This is a genomic window from Vibrio sp. D404a, assembly GCF_030248535.1.
GTDB lineage: Bacteria > Pseudomonadota > Gammaproteobacteria > Enterobacterales > Vibrionaceae > Vibrio.
This window is the reverse complement of record NZ_JAHGAJ010000046.1, coordinates 61,721-81,457: the sequence shown is the minus strand read 5'-3', so window position 1 is coordinate 81,457 and position 19,737 is coordinate 61,721. Positions and strand designations below refer to the sequence as shown.

General features: G+C 45.1%; 19 protein-coding genes. 18 read left to right on the top strand and 1 reads right to left on the bottom strand.

The genetic code is table 11. From position 1 onward, the window contains the following. Positions 1 to 44: 44 nt before the first annotated feature. The 12 genes from KI655_RS22840 to KI655_RS22785 all read left to right on the top strand — a co-directional run bounded on the left by KI655_RS22840 (position 45) and on the right by KI655_RS22785 (position 12,518). Positions 45 to 1,976: a heme lyase CcmF/NrfE family subunit gene (locus KI655_RS22840; protein WP_285408939.1), complete on the top strand. Its 1,932-nt coding sequence runs from the start codon at positions 45 to 47 to the stop codon at positions 1,974 to 1,976. After that, positions 1,957 to 2,526, top strand: a complete 570-nt coding sequence (locus KI655_RS22835) for a DsbE family thiol:disulfide interchange protein (RefSeq protein ID WP_285408938.1) — start codon at positions 1,957 to 1,959, stop codon at positions 2,524 to 2,526. Before KI655_RS22840 ends, KI655_RS22835 begins: the two co-directional genes overlap by 20 nt. Next, a complete protein-coding gene (gene nrfF, locus KI655_RS22830) occupies positions 2,523 to 2,957 on the top strand; it encodes a heme lyase NrfEFG subunit NrfF (RefSeq protein WP_285408937.1) in 435 nt (144 codons plus the stop codon). Before KI655_RS22835 ends, nrfF begins: the two co-directional genes overlap by 4 nt. Positions 2,958 to 3,047: 90 nt before the next feature. After that, complete coding sequence (locus tag KI655_RS22825) at positions 3,048 to 3,224, top strand: hypothetical protein (protein WP_285408935.1); 177 nt, start codon at positions 3,048 to 3,050, stop codon at positions 3,222 to 3,224. A 228-nt stretch (positions 3,225 to 3,452) separates the two neighbouring features. Next, a complete protein-coding gene (gene ribA, locus KI655_RS22820; RefSeq protein WP_285408933.1) occupies positions 3,453 to 4,052 on the top strand; it encodes a GTP cyclohydrolase II in 600 nt (199 codons plus the stop codon). A gap of 172 nt (positions 4,053 to 4,224) precedes the next feature. Further along, a complete protein-coding gene (locus KI655_RS22815) occupies positions 4,225 to 5,484 on the top strand; it encodes an imelysin family protein (protein WP_285408932.1) in 1,260 nt (419 codons plus the stop codon). Between the two features lie 210 nt (positions 5,485 to 5,694). After that, complete coding sequence (locus KI655_RS22810; RefSeq protein ID WP_285408931.1) at positions 5,695 to 7,083, top strand: di-heme oxidoredictase family protein; 1,389 nt, start codon at positions 5,695 to 5,697, stop codon at positions 7,081 to 7,083. A gap of 146 nt (positions 7,084 to 7,229) precedes the next feature. After that, positions 7,230 to 8,288, top strand: coding sequence for an imelysin family protein (locus KI655_RS22805; RefSeq protein WP_285408991.1), 1,059 nt, complete (start codon positions 7,230 to 7,232; stop codon positions 8,286 to 8,288). Continuing rightward, positions 8,278 to 9,366 carry a DUF1513 domain-containing protein gene (locus KI655_RS22800; RefSeq protein WP_285408990.1) on the top strand — a complete coding sequence of 363 codons (1,089 nt, stop codon included), beginning with the start codon at positions 8,278 to 8,280 and terminating at the stop codon, positions 9,364 to 9,366. The genes KI655_RS22805 and KI655_RS22800 overlap by 11 nt, the downstream gene beginning before the upstream one ends. An 81-nt stretch (positions 9,367 to 9,447) precedes the next feature. Beyond that, positions 9,448 to 10,992, top strand: a complete 1,545-nt coding sequence (locus KI655_RS22795; protein ID WP_285408929.1) for a murein L,D-transpeptidase — start codon at positions 9,448 to 9,450, stop codon at positions 10,990 to 10,992. Between the two features lie 173 nt (positions 10,993 to 11,165). Further along, positions 11,166 to 11,714 (top strand): YcbK family protein, encoded by a 549-nt coding sequence (locus KI655_RS22790; RefSeq protein WP_285408928.1) that lies wholly within the window; start codon positions 11,166 to 11,168, stop codon positions 11,712 to 11,714. Positions 11,715 to 11,864: 150 nt separating this feature from the next. Then, positions 11,865 to 12,518, top strand: coding sequence for an MBL fold metallo-hydrolase (locus KI655_RS22785; protein WP_285408927.1), 654 nt, complete (start codon positions 11,865 to 11,867; stop codon positions 12,516 to 12,518). Positions 12,519 to 12,570: 52 nt separating this feature from the next. On the opposite strand, the gene KI655_RS22780 is transcribed toward KI655_RS22785, so the two are convergent. Beyond that, positions 12,571 to 13,149: a DUF2982 domain-containing protein gene (locus tag KI655_RS22780; protein WP_373417591.1), complete on the bottom strand. Its 579-nt coding sequence runs from the start codon at positions 13,147 to 13,149 to the stop codon at positions 12,571 to 12,573. A gap of 398 nt (positions 13,150 to 13,547) precedes the next feature. On the opposite strand from KI655_RS22780, the gene KI655_RS22775 reads away from it, so the two are divergent. From KI655_RS22775 to KI655_RS22750, 6 genes are all read left to right on the top strand, one after another. Further along, positions 13,548 to 13,940 (top strand): MarR family transcriptional regulator, encoded by a 393-nt coding sequence (locus KI655_RS22775; protein WP_285408925.1) that lies wholly within the window; start codon positions 13,548 to 13,550, stop codon positions 13,938 to 13,940. A gap of 455 nt (positions 13,941 to 14,395) precedes the next feature. After that, positions 14,396 to 15,490, top strand: coding sequence for a TRAP transporter substrate-binding protein (locus KI655_RS22770; protein WP_285408924.1), 1,095 nt, complete (start codon positions 14,396 to 14,398; stop codon positions 15,488 to 15,490). A gap of 181 nt (positions 15,491 to 15,671) precedes the next feature. Next, complete coding sequence (locus tag KI655_RS22765) at positions 15,672 to 16,205, top strand: TRAP transporter small permease subunit (protein WP_032549261.1); 534 nt, start codon at positions 15,672 to 15,674, stop codon at positions 16,203 to 16,205. A gap of 10 nt (positions 16,206 to 16,215) precedes the next feature. Further along, on the top strand, positions 16,216 to 17,499 hold the full coding sequence (locus tag KI655_RS22760) for a TRAP transporter large permease subunit (protein ID WP_032549260.1): 1,284 nt from the start codon (positions 16,216 to 16,218) through the stop codon (positions 17,497 to 17,499). A 153-nt stretch (positions 17,500 to 17,652) separates the two neighbouring features. After that, complete coding sequence (locus KI655_RS22755) at positions 17,653 to 19,008, top strand: cache domain-containing protein (RefSeq protein ID WP_285408922.1); 1,356 nt, start codon at positions 17,653 to 17,655, stop codon at positions 19,006 to 19,008. Then, positions 19,001 to 19,639 carry a response regulator transcription factor gene (locus KI655_RS22750; protein ID WP_285408921.1) on the top strand — a complete coding sequence of 213 codons (639 nt, stop codon included), beginning with the start codon at positions 19,001 to 19,003 and terminating at the stop codon, positions 19,637 to 19,639. Before KI655_RS22755 ends, KI655_RS22750 begins: the two co-directional genes overlap by 8 nt. The last annotated feature ends 98 nt before the right edge of the window (positions 19,640 to 19,737 follow it).

Below are 19,737 nucleotides of genomic sequence, written 5' to 3'. Positions count from 1 at the left end.
GTATGTTCTATCCGGCCCCTTCGTTGGGGCCATATCGAGGTGATATGCTAGGTTCTCTAGGGCTGTTTAATCTCATTGGTGTCGCAATTCTCAGCAGTCTGGTGAGTATGGTTTACTTGGCTGGCAGGTATACTCAGTCAAAGCGCTATTCAGCCTTCATTGGCAGTGCGACTCAAACGGCTTCTTTGCTATCGATTGCTGCTGTGAGCATTCTCGCTGTGGCTTTCTATCAAGACGACTTTTCGATTCTCTACGTCGCCGAGCATTCGAACACCCAACTACCTAGTGCCTTTAAAATCGCCGCCGTCTGGGCAGGGCATGAAGGCTCGTTGCTGTTCTGGGTGCTTACCTTAAGCTGCTGGTCAGGGCTCATCGCCAGACAAAAACACTGCCGAGCAGACTATCACGATGCAGTCATTTGGGTAATGAACCTGCTTCTCATGGTGTTCGCTTGGTTTACCTTATTCGCATCCAATCCATTCGAACTTAATCCAATGTTTGTCACTGAAGGACGCGATCTCAACCCCATGCTACAAGATGTCGGGCTGATCTTTCACCCTCCATTGCTCTACCTAGGATATGTCGGATTTTCAGTGGTGTTGGCCTTTTCAGTGGCCGCATTAATGATTAAACCTATCGAGTTTAAATGGGTAGAGCACTGTCGGATCTGGTGTTTAGTGGCTTGGTGCTTTTTGACGGCAGGCATAGCGCTGGGTTCTTGGTGGGCTTATTACGAACTCGGCTGGGGTGGCTGGTGGTTTTGGGACCCGGTCGAAAATGCCAGTTTACTTCCTTGGTTAACTGCGACCGCTTTGCTTCATACTCTAGGCGTCGCTAAAGGCAAACAACAGCTATTAAAGTGGTCGTTTAGTTTGGCCTTTGTCACCTTCAGTTTGAGTATTTTGGGTACCTTTATCGTTCGCTCTGGTGTCTTAACCTCGGTGCATGCCTTTGCGGTAGACCCGACCAAAGGGATGTCGTTATTGCTCATCTTAATCTTGGTATTGTTGAGTTCTTTTTCCTTGCTAATTGTACAAGGGGAGCGTTTTGAATCTCAGGGGATTGTTGGCTTCAAGAGTAAAGGCTTTGTGGTTTTAATTGCGGTGCTCATGTTGGTACTCGCCATGTCAATTGTGCTCTTTGGTACCTTCTATCCAATGGTGTTTGAGCTGCTTGGGTTGGGGACTATCTCGGTAGGCGCGCCTTACTTTAATCTGTTGATTGCACCATTAGGGCTATTGGCTCTTGTGATGATGGGTATCGCACCACTAATGGTGTGTAAACCACAGTGCTCGCTCAAGTTATCGATGCTGTTGGCGGTGGTTTCCATGGTAAGTGGCTCGCTTCTATACGTACCACAAGTGTTAATTAGTGACTTGTACTCAATCTCATGGATGGTATTGGTTACTTGGTGCTTAGCGTGTTGGGTCGTTTTTACCCATGGCTATGGCCTTTGGCGCGCGCGTAACACGTGTTATCAGCGTAAGTTATTTGGGATGTCGATAGCACATCTTGGAGTGGCTGTTCTCGCGGTAGGGGCTGGAATGAACAGTTTTCACTCCTTCGAAGCCAGCTATCGTTTGGCTCCGCAGAGCCAAGTTGAATTTATGGATTGGACGTTGGCCTATCAAGAGACAGAGCTCTATGTAGGAAATAATTACACAGCAGAGATAGGCGTTATTGAGGTCTCAAACGAAGCGCATCGTTTCTTTATCGCACCTGAACGCCGCCATTACCCTGTACGGGTGATGAACATGAGTGAACCTGCAATGAAATGGTTCTGGCATGGTGACGTCTACATTACGATGGGAGAAAAGGTTGATCGTGAAGGTTATGCATTCCGAGTTCAATACAAGGCCTATGTGCGCTGGATTTGGCTAGGCGCATTGTTAATGATTGTCGGTGGTTTTACTTTAGTGTTGCAAAGGTATCAACGACGTACAAAGGAGAAGGGCTATGACTACCGCTGTGCGTAACAAACTAATTCTGCTTTTCACCATCAGTCTCGTGATGGTCGTGGTCTTTGGTTTGGCCATTAATAACAAACAGCGAGTTGCGGTCATTGAAACGCAAGATCGGGCGTTTCCCGAGTTTACACTTCAAGCCTTGTCTCTATCTCAGGAAGGGGGTGAAATTGCTGATGGGCGCAATACGTTGACCAAAGAAGAGATGACGCAGCACCCTTATCAGTTAGTGAATGTATGGGCTTCTTGGTGCGGTGTGTGTAAAAGCGAGCACTCAACCTTAATGCAGCTCGCGAGCAATGGCGTACCCATTATCGGATTGAATTATCGAGATACATCAGCGGCTGCGGCCACAGAGTTGCAAAGTACAGGTAACCCCTATCAAACAGTTATCAGCGATCCAAATGGAGAATTGGCGTTGGACCTAGGTGTTATCGGTACCCCAGAGACCTATTTAGTCGACCAAAAGGGGAGAGTGATAAAGAAGGTCTTAGGGGGAATTACTGCAGAAGTGTGGCAACAAGAGTTTGCGGGCTATTTTATGAATAAGGCAACACTATGAGTCGTTTGATTTATGCGTTCTGTTTAATGTGGATGTTAATTGCCAGTCCAACACTCATGGCAAGTGATATATTTGTCTCTAATAACAAACAGGTAGCGGTTGAGGTTGAATTATTTGAGTTTGATAATTTGGCGCAACAGCAACAAGCTATCGAATTAGCAAAAACACTGCGTTGCCCTCAATGCCAGAATCAAAACTTAATTGAATCGAATTCCCCAATAGCGAAAGATTTACGATTGCATGTATTCCAAATGGTGAAATCAGGACAAACGGATACACAAATCATTGAATATATGACAGAGCGATATGGAGAGTTTGTTCGTTATAAGCCAGCTTTCAATATGACGAATGGATTACTTTGGTTGTTCCCACTGCTTTTATTAGTCTTATTTATATATTTATTAATTAAAAGTGTTAAGGTGAGTCCATAAAAATTTAAATTACTTGTTTACCTGAAGATCGGTATTTTGTAACATAGCCCACTCGTATATGACTTAGCACTTCAATATAAGGACGTATTGGTGGATAACGTAATCTCAAATCTAAAAAAAGAGTTTTATAGCCATGTCCAGTCAGAGCAGTGGGCAGATAAATACAGCGCTAAGTCAACGGTGTCTCTTCTCACGCAGGAAGAGCTAGCTGAACTAGAGAATGCTTGGATTCAACTGGTGATCTGGAAGAAGAAACAGGTCGGCTAAGTCCAGCTAACTGTCTAATTTATAACCCCATGTCAACCATGTTTGACATGGGGTTTTTTAATGCTGTTAAGAAAAAATGTTATATTATAACATTTTGTTGGTTCAGAGCCTTGAAAAAAGTGATCAACAGCGCCATAGTGTCTATCATTAGATTGTTCGCTACAAAATTATTACTTAAATGAATAACGTAGCGCTGTTAAATACATCGAATTGCAAGTGAGTGTAGATATGGCGGAAGTTCGTGCCAGAGTAGATTTTAAAGTAGGAGCCAGCAGCAACATTGATGCGGAGCTTCTTTCATTCCACGGCTTAAAAACAGACAAAGAACACGTTGCTGTCATTTTCAAGTCAGCAGACAAAACGCAAGAAACCCCTCTCGTACGTATGCACTCTGAGTGTCTGACAGGGGATGTATTCCATTCGTCACGTTGTGATTGTGGCGAGCAATTAGACGAAACCATTCGCCGCATGGGTGAGTCGGGTGGCATCATTCTTTACCTTCGTCAGGAAGGTCGTGGTATTGGTCTTTACAATAAGATCGATGCATACCGTCTACAAAGCGAAGGCATGAACACCTACGAAGCGAATAACCATTTAGGTTTTGGTGATGATCTGCGTGACTTCACTGAAGCAGCTGAAATGCTGCGCGCTTTAGATGTAACTAAGATCCGTCTTATTACTAATAACCCTAAGAAAATCAGAGAGCTGAAGTCTTACGGTATTGAGATCGAAGAGGTAGTGAACACTGCCGCTCATATTAAATCGGGTAACGAAAATTACCTTAAAGCAAAAGTGTCACACGGTAAGCATAACCTCACCATCGAGTAGTTTAGCGTACTGCGTGTAACATAAAATGAAGCAAAAACCTCACAAATGTGAGGTTTTTTTGTATTTATCTTGCAAATAAATTGTAACTTTGTATTATCGCAACAGGTAGTGCAAATGATAATGGTTTGCACTATTAATATATATAATAATTCAAGCTCAACAAGGATGCTTCATGACCATTAAATCTTTAGTGACTAAAGCGGTTACCTCGTCACTCATTTTTGCTTCTGCTTCATCTTTTGCAGCAGTGACCCAAGATCAAGTTGTCGAGCACTACGCTGACATCGCACATGCGGTATTTGCTGACTCGGTGATCACGGCGAAAGCTCTGAACTCTTCTATCGACACATTTTTAGCTTCGCCTTCTGCGAATAACTTCGAACAAGTAAAACAAGCTTGGCTTGAGTCTCGCGTACCTTACCAGCAATCAGAAGTGTTCCGTTTTGGTAACGCTGTAGTTGATGACTGGGAAGGTCAGCTGAACGCATGGCCACTAGATGAAGGTCTAATCGATTACGTTTCAACTAACTACCAATACGAGCTAGGTAACGAAGGCGCGAGTGCAAACATCGTAGCAAACGAAACCTTCCAAATTGGTCAAACTAAAGTTGACGCATCAAACATCACACCAGAGCTTATCGCTGACCTAAATGAGATCGGCGGTTCTGAAGCAAACGTTGCATCTGGTTACCACGCGATTGAATTCCTACTTTGGGGTCAAGATATAAACGGTACTAATGCAGGTGCTGGTGCGCGTGCATACACAGATTTTGTTGTTGGTGCTGAATGTACAAACGGCAACTGTGAGCGTCGTGGCGCTTACCTTAAAGCAGCGGCTGAGCTACTTGTTCAAGATCTAGAGTGGATGGAAAAGCAGTGGTCTGCGGATGAGAAAGGCAACTACCGTCAAGAGCTACTTGCAGACTCGAGCGACAATGGTCTTCGTAAGATGCTATTCGGCATGGGTTCACTATCTCTAGGTGAGCTTGCTGGTGAGCGTATGAAGGTGGCTCTAGAAGCGAACTCGACTGAAGATGAGCACGATTGTTTCTCTGATAACACACACAACTCTCACTACTACAACGAGCAAGGCATCTACAACGTTTATACAGGTCTGTACAAGCGTGAAGATGGCACTCTGCTTTCTGGTCCAAGCATCTACGACCTTGTTGAGCAACAAGATAAGCAAGCTGCAAAAGAGATTCAAAAGCAGTTTGACTTAGCTCGCGCACAAGTTGGTCAACTTGTAACGTCTGCAGAGAAGAACAACGAGTACTTCGATCAACTAATCGCAGCGGACAACGCAGCAGGTAACGCACTAGTGAACAAAACTATCGTTGCGCTTGTTTCTCAAACTGCAGCGATTGAGCGTGCAGCAGGCATCATCGGTATCGATAGCCTAAACCCAGACACAGCTGACCACGAGTTTTAATCACTTGTGAAGTCTTTCAATAATGATAAGGGCTCGTTTGAGCCCTTATTTGTTGAAGGCTGATATGTTCTAACACTGAATTAACCTAAGTGCTCACCGTCGAAGTCCGTTCATAGATGTTGTCGAGCCACTCTAATCTGATGAACCCAAGTATTAGCAAATAAAAAGCACAACTAAGCTAATCACTCACTAATTTAGCAAAGGCAATGTATGAAGTCGTATCTATCCGCCTCGTTTTTAACTGCTCTGTTTTTTGTCGCCCCATTACAAGCCCACGATGTTTATTCTGGCGGCAAAACGACCGTCAAGAAAGAGGGACCTAACGCGTTCTCTCTACCGGCAGCTAACCTGCCAATGACCAAGCGCCTCGATTTCAGTGTCGGTAATAGCTTCTTCAGAAATCCTTGGGTTCCAGCACCATCATCAACCGATGCTCGTGATGGCTTAGGGCCCCTGTTTAACACCAATGGTTGCCAAAACTGTCATATTAAAGATGGCCGAGGTCATGCTCCTGAGAAAGGAGATGAAAATGCCGTTTCGATGTTGGTACGACTCAGTATTCCAGCTGAAACACCAGAGCAGAAAACGGCTTTCATCCGTGACGGTGTGATCCCAGAACCAACCTATGGTGGTCAATTGCAAGACTTTGCAATTCAGGGCGTTAAACCTGAAGGTAAAGTGAATATTACTTATACCGATGTACCGGTCACCTTTGCTGATGGCAGCGTTGTGACTCTTCGCAAGCCGACATTGACGATTACGGATTTAGCGTTTGGAGAGATGCACCCGAAAACGCAATTTTCAGCACGTGTTGCACCGCCAATGATTGGTCTTGGCTTACTAGAAAGCATTCCAGAAGAGACCATTTTAGGGTTTGCCGAGCAACAGAAAAAAGAGAACCAAGGGGTATCGGGCAAAGCGAACAAAGTGCTTGATGTTCGCACCAATGAGATGACGCTTGGTCGCTTCGGCTGGAAAGCGGGTCAACCAAACTTAATGCAGCAAAATGCAGCGGCGTTTAATGGTGACTTGGGCTTAACCAGCAACCTATTCCCTAACGAAAACTGCACCTCAAACCAATCAACCTGTTCTGATTTTCCTGATGGTGGCAAACCGGAAGTGAGTGATAATATCCTTGATTTTGTTGAATTTTATTCACAACACTTAGCAGTGCCAATTCGCCGCAATGTGGACGACCCACAAGTGATTAAAGGCCAAGCTTTGTTTGCTCAATCTGGTTGTCAAAGTTGTCACCAGTCGAATATTCGCACGTTAGAGAGAGAAGGGTTACCTGCGTTATCTAAACAGCTGATTAGCCCGTACACAGATATGCTTGTGCATGATATGGGTGAAGGCTTAGCGGATCACCGTCCTGAATATCTAGCAAATGGTCGTGAGTGGAGAACAACGCCACTTTGGGGCTTAGGTTATACCCAAGAAGTTAACGGCCATACGTTCCTATTGCACGATGGTCGAGCTCGTAACGTGATGGAAGCAGTATTGTGGCACGGTGGCGAGGCGGAACAGGCGAAGCAAAACGTACTTAAACTCAACAAATCTGAGCGAGAAGCACTACTCGCATTCCTAAACTCGCTGTAAGTCTCGGTAAGGCTAGCGGTCTTTAACTATATTTGGGACTTTCGTGTGGTGATGCGCGAAAGTCTCATGCTATGCGCTAAGTGAATCTATAATCAAAAGCGCAACAACGCTCAACATTAGGTAACAACATGAAAAATAAACGCTTCATGACACGTAAATTGTGGCTATTGCCGTTATCGGCTCTTGCTGTGACAGGCTGTCAGTCTTCAGGCGAGCCAAATGCTATGTCAGACAAAAACAGCGGATATGTCGCTGATACAACTGAGCACATAAGCTCAAATGTTTATTTGACAGAATTTAACGCGGCGGTCAATTTTGCTACGCAAGCGTCTGAACTAGAAAGTGCGGTTGAATCCTACTGTCAAACAGATGCAATAACCCTTGATCAGCTTAAGTCAGAGTGGCAACAAACGATGACCGCTTGGATGGCCTTGCAAGGGCAGGAGCGTGGTCCTGCTAAGGCGCTTGAAGAGAGTTGGAACGTGCAGTTCTGGCCGGACAAAAAGAACACTACTGGGCTGAAGATGAGTCAGCTTAACCAGCAGAACAAGCGTTGGACGCAGCAAGATATTGCGCTTCAAAGTGTTACAGTTCAAGGTCTAGGTGCACTTGAATGGTCTTTCTACGATAAAGCTTCTCCACTATTAGCTGACAAAGCATCTGGCTGTCAGAGTGTCACAGCGATTGCACAGAACCTAGCGGTGAAATCTTCGACGATTGCTTCGGCTTGGCAAGTTAACCCTTGGACATCACTTGATGAGAAGCAATGGGAATCTGAATACATTGCATTGATGACCAATCAACTTGACTACAGCATGAAAAAGCTGAGTCGCCCGATGGCGAAAATTGGTAAACCGCGTCCGTATTTCTCTGAGTCTTGGCGTGCTCAAACGTCGATGACTCAACTAAAAGCCAATGTCGTTGCTTTAGAAGCACTGTATTTAGCAGATGGTAAAGGCTTAGATGCGATCTTAAGAGAGCAAGGGCATCAAGATCTTGCTGATCGTGTTTTCTCTCAGTTTGAACAGACCATTGAAACATGGCCAGAGCAAGCGAGCTTGTTTGAGCTGCTGCAAACCAAAGAGGGCTACCGCTTAGTGCTTTCTCAATACAACAAGCTAGAGCAGCTGAAGTACTTGATTCATGAAGAAGTTGCAATCGAGCTGGGTGTGGTAATAGGGTTTAATGCAACTGATGGTGACTGATTCTACTCGCAGAAACCTGTTGAAAGCAGCGCTAGGTTGCGCTGCTGTTCCAGTACTGCCTTTTGGCTGCGCTTCGACTGAAAAGCGCACACTGACAGACAGCTCACCTAAGCTGATTGGTTGTGCACTGAATGGTAGAGACCGATTCTCAGCAGTGGTTGCCGATCAATTCGGCCAGCCACTTAGCCAGATGCCAATCCCAGAGCGCGGCCATGGGGTTGCCATAAGTCCAAAACAAAATCATGCCGTGGTGTTTGCACGTCGCCCTGGCAATTTCTTTGTTGTGTTTGACTACGTGACCGGACAGCAAGTTAAGATGATGGTTAAAGGCACGAATCGTCACTTCTACGGGCATGGTGTTTACTCACTCGATGGTCGATATCTTTATGCTACCGAAGGTAAAAGTGATACCAGCGAAGGTGTGATAGGGGTTTATGACGTTGAACAAAGCTACACTAAAGTGGAAGAGTTTAGTGGCTTTGGAATTGGCCCTCATGAAGTCATCATCATGCCAAGCGGTGATCTGGCCATTGGTGTGGGTGGTGTACATACCGATGGGCGCACTCCGAAAAACCTTGATAGCATGATGCCAAGCCTGACTTATCTTTCTCCTACGGGCCAAATTCTCGACCAAGTTGGATTGCCAGATAAGAAGCTGAGTATTCGACATCTAGCGCATGATGGCGCAGAGACGGTTATATGCGGACAGCAATATCGCGGTGAGCCGGACGAGTATCCTTCTTTGCTGGCTATGCACACAAAAGGCGACAAATTTGAGAGCTTGAATGCTGAGCCTGAACAGTGGGCGAGGTTCAATCACTACATTGCCAGCATCGCTGCGTCAGATGAGTGGATATTAGCTACTTCTCCTAGGGGAAATTGCTACGGTATCTGGTCTAAAGAGACGCGTGAATTAGTCGAACTTTCCTATCTTGCTGATGCCTCTGGTGTGGTACTGTTTGCAGATGAATTTCGCTTGAGTTCGGGTGCTGGTGGTGTGATCAGTCAGTCTCAACCTCACGATAAGGCAACACTTCAATCGGGTATTCAATGGGATAACCACTGGAGTGCATCTTGATGCATAAAAATGCTTAAAAAATAACATGCTTGCTCCATTTCTTTGCCATACTTAAAAGATGATTTGGCACAGGAGCATCGCATGTTAGTGAAGTATATTTTCGCCATATTACTGGTGGTCTCCACGCATTCGTGGGGCTCTGCCAGTCATCAGATTCGTCAGGACATAAAGCCGGGATCTGACCTTTCATTTTCGCTCCTATATCCTGAGTTGACTCAACGCATCTATCATGATGCCTCTTACCCTGTGATTTGGGAGTCCTCAGCGGCATTTAACGCCTTTGAATTCCAGTTATCACTCATCGACAAAGCACAGTTTGCGCCTCTATTCAGTGATCAATTTGATCAGATCGAACAATTCAAAGCATCAGGTGAGTGGGACAAGGTTGATATCCTCGCCACTGACGCGCTACTTCATTATCTAAGTTATGTTGAAAATGCACCGATTATCGGTAAAGAGTGGTATTTCTCCGAGAAACTGCAAGACAGACTGCCTGAACCTGCGCCCGAAACTGTCGAGCGTCTTCAAGACAGCATAGATAATGGTTACTTGTTAGAGCTTGTCCTTTCCTATGCACCTCCTGTTGGCAACTTTGATCAATTCAAAGAGTCTTATGCGGTGCTTTCGTTAGCAATGGATGAGACATTCCCTCGTTACGATCAACTTGGCCTTAAGCGTCTAGACGATGAAATAACCCAAAAGCCGATCTTACTAGAAAGAATGGCTCTGGTTGGCGTCGATATCTCTCACGTGGACCCGAATATCCCTATGTTTGATCTCGAGCTGGAGATCGCAGTTAAATCATTCCAGAAGATCCATGGCATAAAAGCGGACGGGATCATCGGTCCTGACACTATGAAGTGGATCAATATGCCATTTGACGATCGCTTACGAGCGATTGCCTTAAATGCTGAACGCGCACGTTTATGGCCGAAAGACAGAGACTCATTAATCGTGGTAAATGTCCCTAGCTTTGAAATGAAGTATTGGGAAGGGGGCAAGGAAGTCTTTGAATCCAAAGTCGTTGTCGGTAGAAAGTCACGCAAGACCCCATTATTAGAGATCAACCTAGATTCTGTGATTCTCAACCCAACCTGGAATGTCCCATGGAAAATCATGGTAAAAGACATCTTGCCGAAAGTACGTGCTGACGAGAGCTACTTAGCCAGTAATAATTTCCGAGTAATTGATGGCTGGAGAACGATGGAAACCATAGATCCTGAGCTCATCGACTGGCAGAGCATTAATTTTAACTCGTTCCCTTATCGCATGAGACAAGAAGCGGGCTCACGTAATGCGCTGGGTTTATACAAATTCAACACACCAAATAATCGCGCCATTTACTTGCATGATACGCCAAGTAAAGGGCTATTCAATGACGACTTTCGTGCCTATAGCTCTGGTTGTATTCGTGTAGAGCATGCAGAAGAGCTGGCTGAGTTGTTGTTTGAGACAAAAGCTCGAAAGGCACCGCGACAAAGTGGCCTGCTTGCGCCAAACACCAAAGTTAGGCTCAAAAAGCGAATCCCGGTGCATATTATTTATCAAACCGTTCTGTTTGAAGAGGAAGGTATCCAATATCGTGGTGACGTCTACCAATACGATAAGGAAGATGGAGAAGGGTGATCTTGACCAAAATTTACAAACAAAACTTTATTGATAAATTTGTAATGCCGATCAATAACTAAGAGTTTTAAGGCATCAAAAATAGCGTTCTTGAGCAAATTTTGTTCATTGACGTCGCAATACCCATTATGTATCGTGCATTTTTTGTTCGATTTAATGGGATTTTTTGCTGTATGTCTCAAAATGTATTCTCTCGCCGTCAGTTCCTGACTATTGCTGGTGGCTCTATGGTTGCTGCGTCGCTCACTCCTTCTCTCGCTTTTGCTTCGTATCCAGACCAACCAAGAGTCATTAGTATGAATAACCTTCATACTGGTGAAAGACTGGAAAGCTGCTACTTCGATGGCAAGAATTACGTGGGTGATGAAATGGCACGCTTGAGCAAGCTGTGTCGCGATTTCCGTCGTAATGAAATTCACCCAATGGACAAGAATCTGTTTGATCAGATCACACAGATCCAAAATATCCTTGGGATTCAAAAAGAAGTACAGATCATCTCTGGCTACCGTTCACCTGCAACCAACGAAGCACTTCGTTCTAATTCGAGTGGTGTAGCGAAGAAAAGCTATCATATGCTAGGAAAAGCGATCGATTTTCGTATCGATGGCGTGGACCTAAAAGAGCTACGTGATGTAGCGAAAAGTCTGAAAGCGGGTGGTGTAGGTTACTACGCTCGTAGTAACTTCATTCATATTGATACAGGTCCTGTTCGTAGCTGGTAATAGGTAGCTTGTGATGAGAATGAGCTTGGTGCGTCTTGGCATACCAAGCTCAAAACTTGTCAAAATAGACATCCAATGTCATAGTTTGCCCCAGATTATGTAATGGAATGCTCTAATACCATTATTACGTTTGCTTTCTAAGGTTTGTATATGTCTCTTAAGTATCAAGTTGTACCGGTCACCTCTTTCTCTCAAAACTGTTCAATTGTGTGGTGTGATGAAACCATGGAAGGCATTGTTGTCGATCCAGGTGGTGACGTAGCACAGCTGGCAGCCATCATTGAAGAGTTGGGTGTGAAGGTTGTTAACTTAGTACTGACACATGGACATTTGGATCACGTTGGGGGCACAGTGCCACTGGCAGAAATCTTAAATGTTGAGATTGTAGGGCCACATAGAGCCGACAACTTTTGGCTTCAAGGCCTAGAAAACCAAAGCCAGATGTTTGGTTTCCCTCTGTGTAAAGCATTTGAGCCTAACACATGGCTAGACGAAGGGGACAAGGTGACGTTTGGTAATCAAGTGATCGACGTTATCCACACGCCAGGTCATACCCCAGGTCACGTTGTGCTATTTAGTGAAGAAGCGCGTATGGCGTTTGTTGGCGATGTGTTGTTCAACGGCGCAATTGGTCGTACCGATTTCCCTCAAGGTGACTTCAATACTCTGATCTCTTCGATCAAGACAAAACTATGGCCTCTAGGTAATGATGTGACGTTTGTACCGGGTCATGGCCCTGAATCAACATTCGGTCGTGAACGTGTCTCAAACCCATTCGTAGCGGACGAAATGCCACTTTACTAAGCAAGCGCTACAACTTTCTTCCTATCTAAATAAACAGCTCGCTTTGAGCTGTTTATTGTTCACGTTCCGCCGCTGCAAGATAACGTCGAGCAAGCCCCACAAATTCTTCCCCACTCATTTTTAAGTCATTGGTTGATATAAAGATATCGTAACCATGATATCCCCTTTGATAGCGCATTCGATTGGCCAACATGGCTTGTAATCCCGAGTAATGCCAACGTTTGTCATCCTTTCCTGTAAGTGCCTGCGCTTTCGAGGCGTTTAATGCGTCTTCATCGATAAAAACTGATGCGTCATCTGCTGCGCGCATTTTTCCGTTGAACTGCGATGAATCGAGCACTATGTCTTCGAATTTAGATTCTTGTCCAGCTTGCTTAGCGCCAAGGTAGAGCAGTGCTCGTTGGTTTAGTAGCAGTTCAGTTGTGATCTTAGGACAGATGGAATCAAGGTAAGGGGCGTAATCTTTAACTTTAATGCCTATCCAAGGAAGAGGTTGATGCCATCCATCTTGTTGGTAGGTACACAAGCCAATCTTCTCGATGTTTGACCATTTAAGAACCCAGCCGCCTTTGTAAAAGTGCTGTTGGAAATGGGTGGGAGTGAGCGTAAATAGCACTCTACTGCGCAGCATCAAATAGTAGCCCGCGATAAGTAAAACGATAACCAGAAAAGCACCAACAAAAAGCAGACGGGGAGCATCATAATAGAGGGCAACCAACAAGCAAACGAAGCCTAAAATCACCGCGACATAACGATATGCGCTTTTGAATTTAGGTAGTGAAAAGTTTGCAATATGACGTGTTTCCATAGGGTTCACCAAGTTTCATATTTTGGGTCTGGATGGATAACCAGTAGATATGACCTCAAATTAATAATGCCCTGTCTAAATAATAGACGTTGATAGACAATATCGTTATTTTTCGTCGACTTTCGACGCTCCACTCTACAAATAGCTCCCGTTTTTTGGTATAAATCGCGCTTCAAATTTTCACCACTGCGAGTTAGAGCAGTGAACTGGAGAAATATTCAATGAGACTTGCTCATAAGCGTAAGGTGCAGGCGAAGCTGCAAAAGCGCATTAAAGCGGCTGTAGCAAATGTTGTAGCAACGCCAAAAACAGCAAAGCCTGTCGCAGAGAAAGTTGTAGCAGAAAAAACTGTAGCAGCAAAACCAGCGGTAGAGAAAACAGTAGCAGCACCAAAAGCGGCGTCTGTATCACTGACTCCTAAACAGCAACAAGTTCTAGACATCGTTGCTAGCAATGCCGACGGCATCAACCCTAAAGGTATCGGTCTAGCGGCTGGTCAAGAAGATGCGAAAGCTGGTTCATGGGCAACAGGCGCATTGAAAAAACTTCTTGAAGAAAACCTAGTAGCGAAAGAACAGCTTGCAGGTAACAAGGTTGTCTACAAAGCTATCTAATTCCTCTGGGAATAACTCGCTTTTCTAAGTTTTAAGCCTCGATCTCATCGAGGCTTTTTTATATCTAGCACCTGTCAAAGTCTCTACTGCTCAGAGCACACCTAACTTACAAAGACTTTTTCAATATTTTATAAGTGCTTTTGTTCATAATCACTTGGCACTCTACACGACGTCTGTCACGTTCTCGTAAAATGTTGTTAACTTTAGCCGTAGATTACTACGTACGAACTTTTCTTTGCGATCTCCCGCTTATCTCTTCTCTATCTCTTTAATTTTCGTTGTTTGGGTGAAAGTCCTACGTACTACTACTTAGTTCTTTGGTCTAATGCTGAATTTATTGGCTGCGTAGCCTGCGTGCTCATTCTCATTTCTTATTAACGGATGTCGATGCATTCTTTTGTTGAATCATAAAAGTACTCACAGAAAGAGTATTGAACCCAACAAAGGACGTGAACATGAGTCTTATTTCTAACTCCCTCACTCGAGTGTTTAAAAATGTAGCTGTTACGGCAGCCGCTTGTTTAGCGATGGTCGCTACTGGCGCAAGTGCTGCTGATAAGGTCTACCGTTTGAAACTGGCGGAAACTTGGGGACCAAACTTCCCAATTTTTGGCGATGCAACGAAGAACATGGCTAAGATGGCAGAGGAGATGTCGAACGGTCGTCTACAAATTCGTATCGACTCTGCGAACAAACATAAGGCACCTCTAGGTGTTTTCGATATGGTGAAATCTGGTCAATACGATATGGGTCACTCTGCATCGTATTACTGGAAGGGTAAGGTGCCAAACACGCTTTACTTCACTTCGATGCCTTTCGGCATGCTGCCAACCGAGCAATACGCGTGGTTCTACTACGGTGGTGGTATGGAGTTGATGGAGAAAGTTTACTCGCCACATAACCTACTGTCTTTCCCGGGTGGTAACACGGATACACAGATGGGTGGTTGGTTCCAGAAAGAGATTAACTCAGTAGATGATCTACAAGGTTTGAAAATGCGTATTCCGGGCTTCGCTGGCGAGATCTTAGCTGAGCTAGGCGCGAAACCAACGAACATCGCACCGGGCGAGCTATACACGTCTCTAGAGCGTCGTACGATTGATGCATTGGAGTGGGTAGGTCCATCTCTAGATTTACGTATGGGCTTCCACAAAATCGCACCTTACTACTACACAGGTTGGCATGAGCCAGGTACAGAGCTTCAGTTCCTAGTGAACAAGCGTACTTGGAACAAGCTACCAGATGACCTGAAAGCGATTTTACAAGTAGCGATGAAGACTGCTGCTTACGACATGTACACGCAATCTAAACATGAAAGTGGTAAGAACTGGGCTTCAATCCAGTCTGAGTACCCGAATGTTCAGGTAAAAGACTTCCCAGTTGAAGTAATGACTGCACTTCGTGAAGCGAATGACCGTCTACTGAAAGAGCATGCTGACAAAGACGCAACAGCGAAAGAGATTCAAGCTTCGCAAGCGGCTTACATCGAGCAAGTTCGTCCATGGTCAAACATCTCACACCGTGCTTACCTAAACAGCCAAGCACAGTAATAGGTTTGCGTATTAAAGCGTAATCCAAAAAATCGGTAGCTTGGGCAAGTCTTAAGCTACCGAGAAGCCCAAGAAAACCTCTTTGCAGTTTCACCTTAAATAATAACGAAACGCCAAGAGCCCCTAATACAGCTCCGCTGTTGCATTGAGCGGAGCCATTTCAAATTCCATGGAGTAGGGAATGAGAAGTCTAATTTATATCGAACGAGCCTTTAATCGTTTTGGTGATTTCCTTGGCTGGTTATCCAGCATCCTGTTCATCTTGTTGCTTGCCAACGTGGTGTATGACGTTGTGATGCGTTATGTATTTAACGACGTGTCGATTGCGTTTCAGGAGATGGAATGGCACCTATTCTCGGCCGTATTCCTACTTGGCGTTCCTTATGCTATCAAAGCGGGTGGCCACGTACGTGTTGACCTGTTCTATGAGCGCCTTTCCAATCGTGCTCAAGCCATCATTGATTTACTAGGGACAATATTCTTCCTGTTCCCGTTCTGTTTGTTGGTAGCTTGGTACGGTATTGATTTTGCCAAAGAGAGTTACTCACTAGGTGAAACATCGGGAGATCCAGGCGGCTTGCCGTATCGCTGGATTATTAAAGCGATGATCCCATTGTCATTCCTATTTATGGCAATCAGTGGTGTTGGCCTGATGCTGCACTCACTGAACAAGATATTTAACCCACACCTGATTCAGTCACACGAGCAAAAGTAAGGAGACAAAAATGATCGGTATTGTAATGTTTTTTGTAGCCTTGTTTGCGTTGCTACTTGGCTTCCCGGTTGCGTTCACCTTTGGTGGTATCGCGTTGATTTTTGGTGTGTGGGCCGAAGGCATGGATATGTTTGCCTTCATGCCTTATCGAATCCAATCCATCATGGAAAACACGGTGTTGATGGCAGTGCCACTGTTCGTATTCATGGGGTTGGTCTTACAGAAGACTCGTCTTGCTGAGCAGTTGCTTGAATCAATGGGTAAGCTGTTTGGTGGTGTACGAGGCGGTATCGCTATCTCGACAGTTTTGGTAGGCGCACTACTTGCTGCCTCGACAGGTGTAGTAGGGGCTTCAGTGGTAGCAATGGGTCTTATTTCACTCCCTGTTATGCTTAAGTACAACTATGACAAAGGGTTAGCGTGTGGCACCATCTGTGCTTCAGGTACTCTAGGGCAGATCATTCCACCTTCTATCGTTCTTATCCTGCTCGGTGATGTGCTTGGTGTACCTGTTGGTGACCTTTTCCAAGCGGCAGTATGGCCGGGTTTGGTATTGGTTGGCGCCTATGTGTTGTACATCCTCATCTACGCAAAAATGAACCCTGAAGCAGCGCAAGCGATCCCAAGTGACGATAACATCAGTCGTAAGCAAGAAGTCATTACCGCGCTAAAAGCTGTGATTCCGCCGCTAGCTCTGATTGTTGTGGTACTCGGTTCAATCTTTGCCGGTGTTGCAACGCCAACGGAATCTGCTGCTCTAGGTGGTGCCGGTGCTATCGTGTTAGCGCTACTTTACCGTCAGTTTAGCTGGACAATGGTATACGAAGCGTCAAAAGAGACAGTGAAAGTGACAGCAATGGTATTTGCTATCCTGCTTGGTGCAACAGCCTTCTCTATGGCGTTTACCTACACTGGTGGTGACTACCTCGTTGAAGAGTGGATGCTACAAATCCCGGGTGAGAAGTGGGGCTTCCTGATTATCACGATGTTGGTTATTTTGATTCTCGGTTTCTTCATCGACTTTGTTGAGATCTGTTTCATCATCGTACCAATCATTGCACCTGTTGCTGAGATCATGGGCATCAACATGACGTGGTTTGCCATCTTGATCGCAATGAACCTACAAACCTCTTTCTTAACACCACCGTTTGGATTTAGCCTGTTCTACCTGAAAGGCGTAGCGCCAAAAGGTGTGACGACGCGCGATATCTATCGAGGCGTGATGCCATTCATCGGAATTCAGATATTGGTGCTTGCGTCACTGTTGGTGTTCCCTGAATTCTACGGAATGTGATCGCCTGATTACATAAAATTAACAAGTCTTGATAAAGTAAAGCTGCTCTTAGGGGCAGCTTTGTTTTTGTCAGAAAGTACAAGGAAACTGGCTGTTTCGGCTAAAGAGCGAAATAATGAAAGCGTATAGAGCTGACGTATCCAAGGAGTGGAAATGCCTCTAAAAGCGAAACTGATTCTATTAAGCCTATTACCACTGTTGTTGGTGATGGCTCTCACCAGTTGGATCTCTGTATTCCAAGCCAAGACCTTGGGTGAGAAAGAAGTCGAGCTGTTCCATTCCAGTTTAATTCAATCTAAAGAGTCGGCACTCAAAGATCTGGTGGATCTGGCATTCGATGCTATCTCTCATATCTACAACGATCCAGACATGGACCAAGCAGAAGCTCAGCACGCCGTAAAAGCGATCATCAGCAAACTGCGTTACGGCACAGATGGCTATTTCTTTGTCTATGATGAATTTGGTACCAATCTGGTTCACCCGATAATGCCTGAATTACAAGGTGAGAACTTACTTCACATCCAAGATGAGAATGGCAACTACCTGATTGAGTCGCTGCTTAATCAAGCGAAGAGTGGCGGTGGTTTTCACCATTATCTCTGGCAAAAGCCCTCGACGGACGAAATCGTACCGAAGCTCAGTTACGCCTCTTGGTTGAGCAAATGGAACTGGATGATTGGCACCGGCTTGTACATTGAAGATGTGTCCGAAGAGGTGGCCAATATGCAGTCAGCGGTGAACAACAATATTGAGACCACATTCTTTACTATGGTGGTGATTGTAACGGTCACCGTGGCTGTGATTGTGGTGCTGACACTTGCTGTGAATCTACACGAACACAGGATTGCTGATAAGAGCTTAAAAGAGTTGGCGCATAAAACGGTGATGTTCCAAGAAGATGAGAAAAAGCACTTGGCTCGCGAACTGCACGATGGGATCAATCAGCTACTGGTGTCGAGTAAATGCCACTTAGAGCTGTTAGGGACTAAACTGGATGATGACACCCAAAGACAACACTTGGAGAAGTGTCAGAACTCGTTAATGACTGCAATTAATGAAGTGAGGCACATTTCTCACAATTTGCGTCCAAGTGCTTTGGATGACCTTGGTCTTGAGGCGGCGCTCAATTCGTTATTGATTGACTTCAAATCCCACTCAGAAATTGAGACGGAGGCCGCGATTAGTTTGAATAACTTGAAGCTTAAGTCAGAGGTCACCACAACGCTTTATCGTGTGGCGCAAGAGTCGTTAACCAACATTGAAAAACATGCCAGTGCCAATAGCGTCAGTGTTGCATTGCAGCCGCTTGGAAACATGTTGCAATTGATCATTCGTGATGATGGTGTCGGTTTTGATGTCAGCGCCACACTGCGCAAGTCTGGTATCGGCCTTCGGAACATGCGTGAACGAGTCGAGTTTATTGGCGGTGAGTTTGAATTAGAGAGTGAGCCGGGCTTCGGGACAGAAGTCACCGTATTGTTGAGATTAGATGGATTAGTTTATGGATAAACCAATTAAAGTGGTGATAGTTGATGATCACCAAGTGGTATTAGATGGATTTATCGCGCGCTTGCATTTAGAGCCCAAGATAGAAGTGATTGGCTCGGCAAGTAATGGCTTAGAAGCGGTTGAAGTAGTGAAAGGCCTACAGCCCGATGTGGTCTTGATGGACGTTAGTATGCCGATAATGAACGGCATTGACGCCACTCGCCTAATCAAAGAGGAAGCGCCAGACATCAAAGTGCTGATGCTAACCATGCATGACAACCGCGAATACATCATGAAGGTGATGCAGTCTGGGGCTGTGGGTTACATGCTCAAAGAGATCTCAGCAGAGAAAATGGTGCAGGCGATTAAGACGGTTAATCAAGGCTCAACCTACTTCTGTGAGAAGGTAACACAGACGCTGTTTACACAGCCGATAACGCCCACTCAAACTGCGAAGAATCCATTGAGCCGACGTGAAGAAGCGGTATTGAAATTGGTAGCAAAAGGGGAGAGCAGTAAAGCGATCGCTAAGACGTTGGATATTAGCTACCGAACGGTAGAAACGCACAGGCAAAATATAAAGCACAAATTGGACATTCATTCGACCGCTGAGCTGGCTAAATTTGCGGTTAACTCCGGTCTTGTTGAATGATTGTTCCCTTATTATTGCTCTGAGAAAGTGCTTTCGAAGCATAAAAATACTTTGACCTGAAAGTATTTCAAATCAATAGACCGACGTGTTCGGTCTTT

Excerpts from the sequence above, each read along its gene's own strand:
- KI655_RS22835 (WP_285408938.1), top strand. The coding sequence starts at position 1,957 with ATGACTACCGCTGTGCGTAACAAACTAATTCTGCTTTTCACCATCAGT.
- KI655_RS22765 (WP_032549261.1), top strand. The coding sequence starts at position 15,672 with ATGAGAAGTCTAATTTATATCGAACGAGCCTTTAATCGTTTTGGTGAT.
- KI655_RS22760 (WP_032549260.1), top strand. The coding sequence starts at position 16,216 with ATGATCGGTATTGTAATGTTTTTTGTAGCCTTGTTTGCGTTGCTACTT.
- KI655_RS22840 (WP_285408939.1), top strand. The coding sequence starts at position 45 with ATGCTAGGTTCTCTAGGGCTGTTTAATCTCATTGGTGTCGCAATTCTC.
- KI655_RS22800 (WP_285408990.1), top strand. The coding sequence starts at position 8,278 with ATGGTGACTGATTCTACTCGCAGAAACCTGTTGAAAGCAGCGCTAGGT.
- KI655_RS22755 (WP_285408922.1), top strand. The coding sequence starts at position 17,653 with ATGCCTCTAAAAGCGAAACTGATTCTATTAAGCCTATTACCACTGTTG.
- KI655_RS22780 (WP_373417591.1), bottom strand. The coding sequence starts at position 13,149 with ATGCTGCGCAGTAGAGTGCTATTTACGCTCACTCCCACCCATTTCCAA.
- KI655_RS22790 (WP_285408928.1), top strand. The coding sequence starts at position 11,166 with ATGTCTCAAAATGTATTCTCTCGCCGTCAGTTCCTGACTATTGCTGGT.
- KI655_RS22795 (WP_285408929.1), top strand. The coding sequence starts at position 9,448 with ATGTTAGTGAAGTATATTTTCGCCATATTACTGGTGGTCTCCACGCAT.
- KI655_RS22785 (WP_285408927.1), top strand. The coding sequence starts at position 11,865 with ATGTCTCTTAAGTATCAAGTTGTACCGGTCACCTCTTTCTCTCAAAAC.
- KI655_RS22815 (WP_285408932.1), top strand. The coding sequence starts at position 4,225 with ATGACCATTAAATCTTTAGTGACTAAAGCGGTTACCTCGTCACTCATT.
- KI655_RS22750 (WP_285408921.1), top strand. The coding sequence starts at position 19,001 with ATGGATAAACCAATTAAAGTGGTGATAGTTGATGATCACCAAGTGGTA.
- KI655_RS22810 (WP_285408931.1), top strand. The coding sequence starts at position 5,695 with ATGAAGTCGTATCTATCCGCCTCGTTTTTAACTGCTCTGTTTTTTGTC.
- KI655_RS22770 (WP_285408924.1), top strand. The coding sequence starts at position 14,396 with ATGAGTCTTATTTCTAACTCCCTCACTCGAGTGTTTAAAAATGTAGCT.
- nrfF (WP_285408937.1), top strand. The coding sequence starts at position 2,523 with ATGAGTCGTTTGATTTATGCGTTCTGTTTAATGTGGATGTTAATTGCC.
- ribA (WP_285408933.1), top strand. The coding sequence starts at position 3,453 with ATGGCGGAAGTTCGTGCCAGAGTAGATTTTAAAGTAGGAGCCAGCAGC.
- KI655_RS22775 (WP_285408925.1), top strand. The coding sequence starts at position 13,548 with ATGAGACTTGCTCATAAGCGTAAGGTGCAGGCGAAGCTGCAAAAGCGC.
- KI655_RS22805 (WP_285408991.1), top strand. The coding sequence starts at position 7,230 with ATGACACGTAAATTGTGGCTATTGCCGTTATCGGCTCTTGCTGTGACA.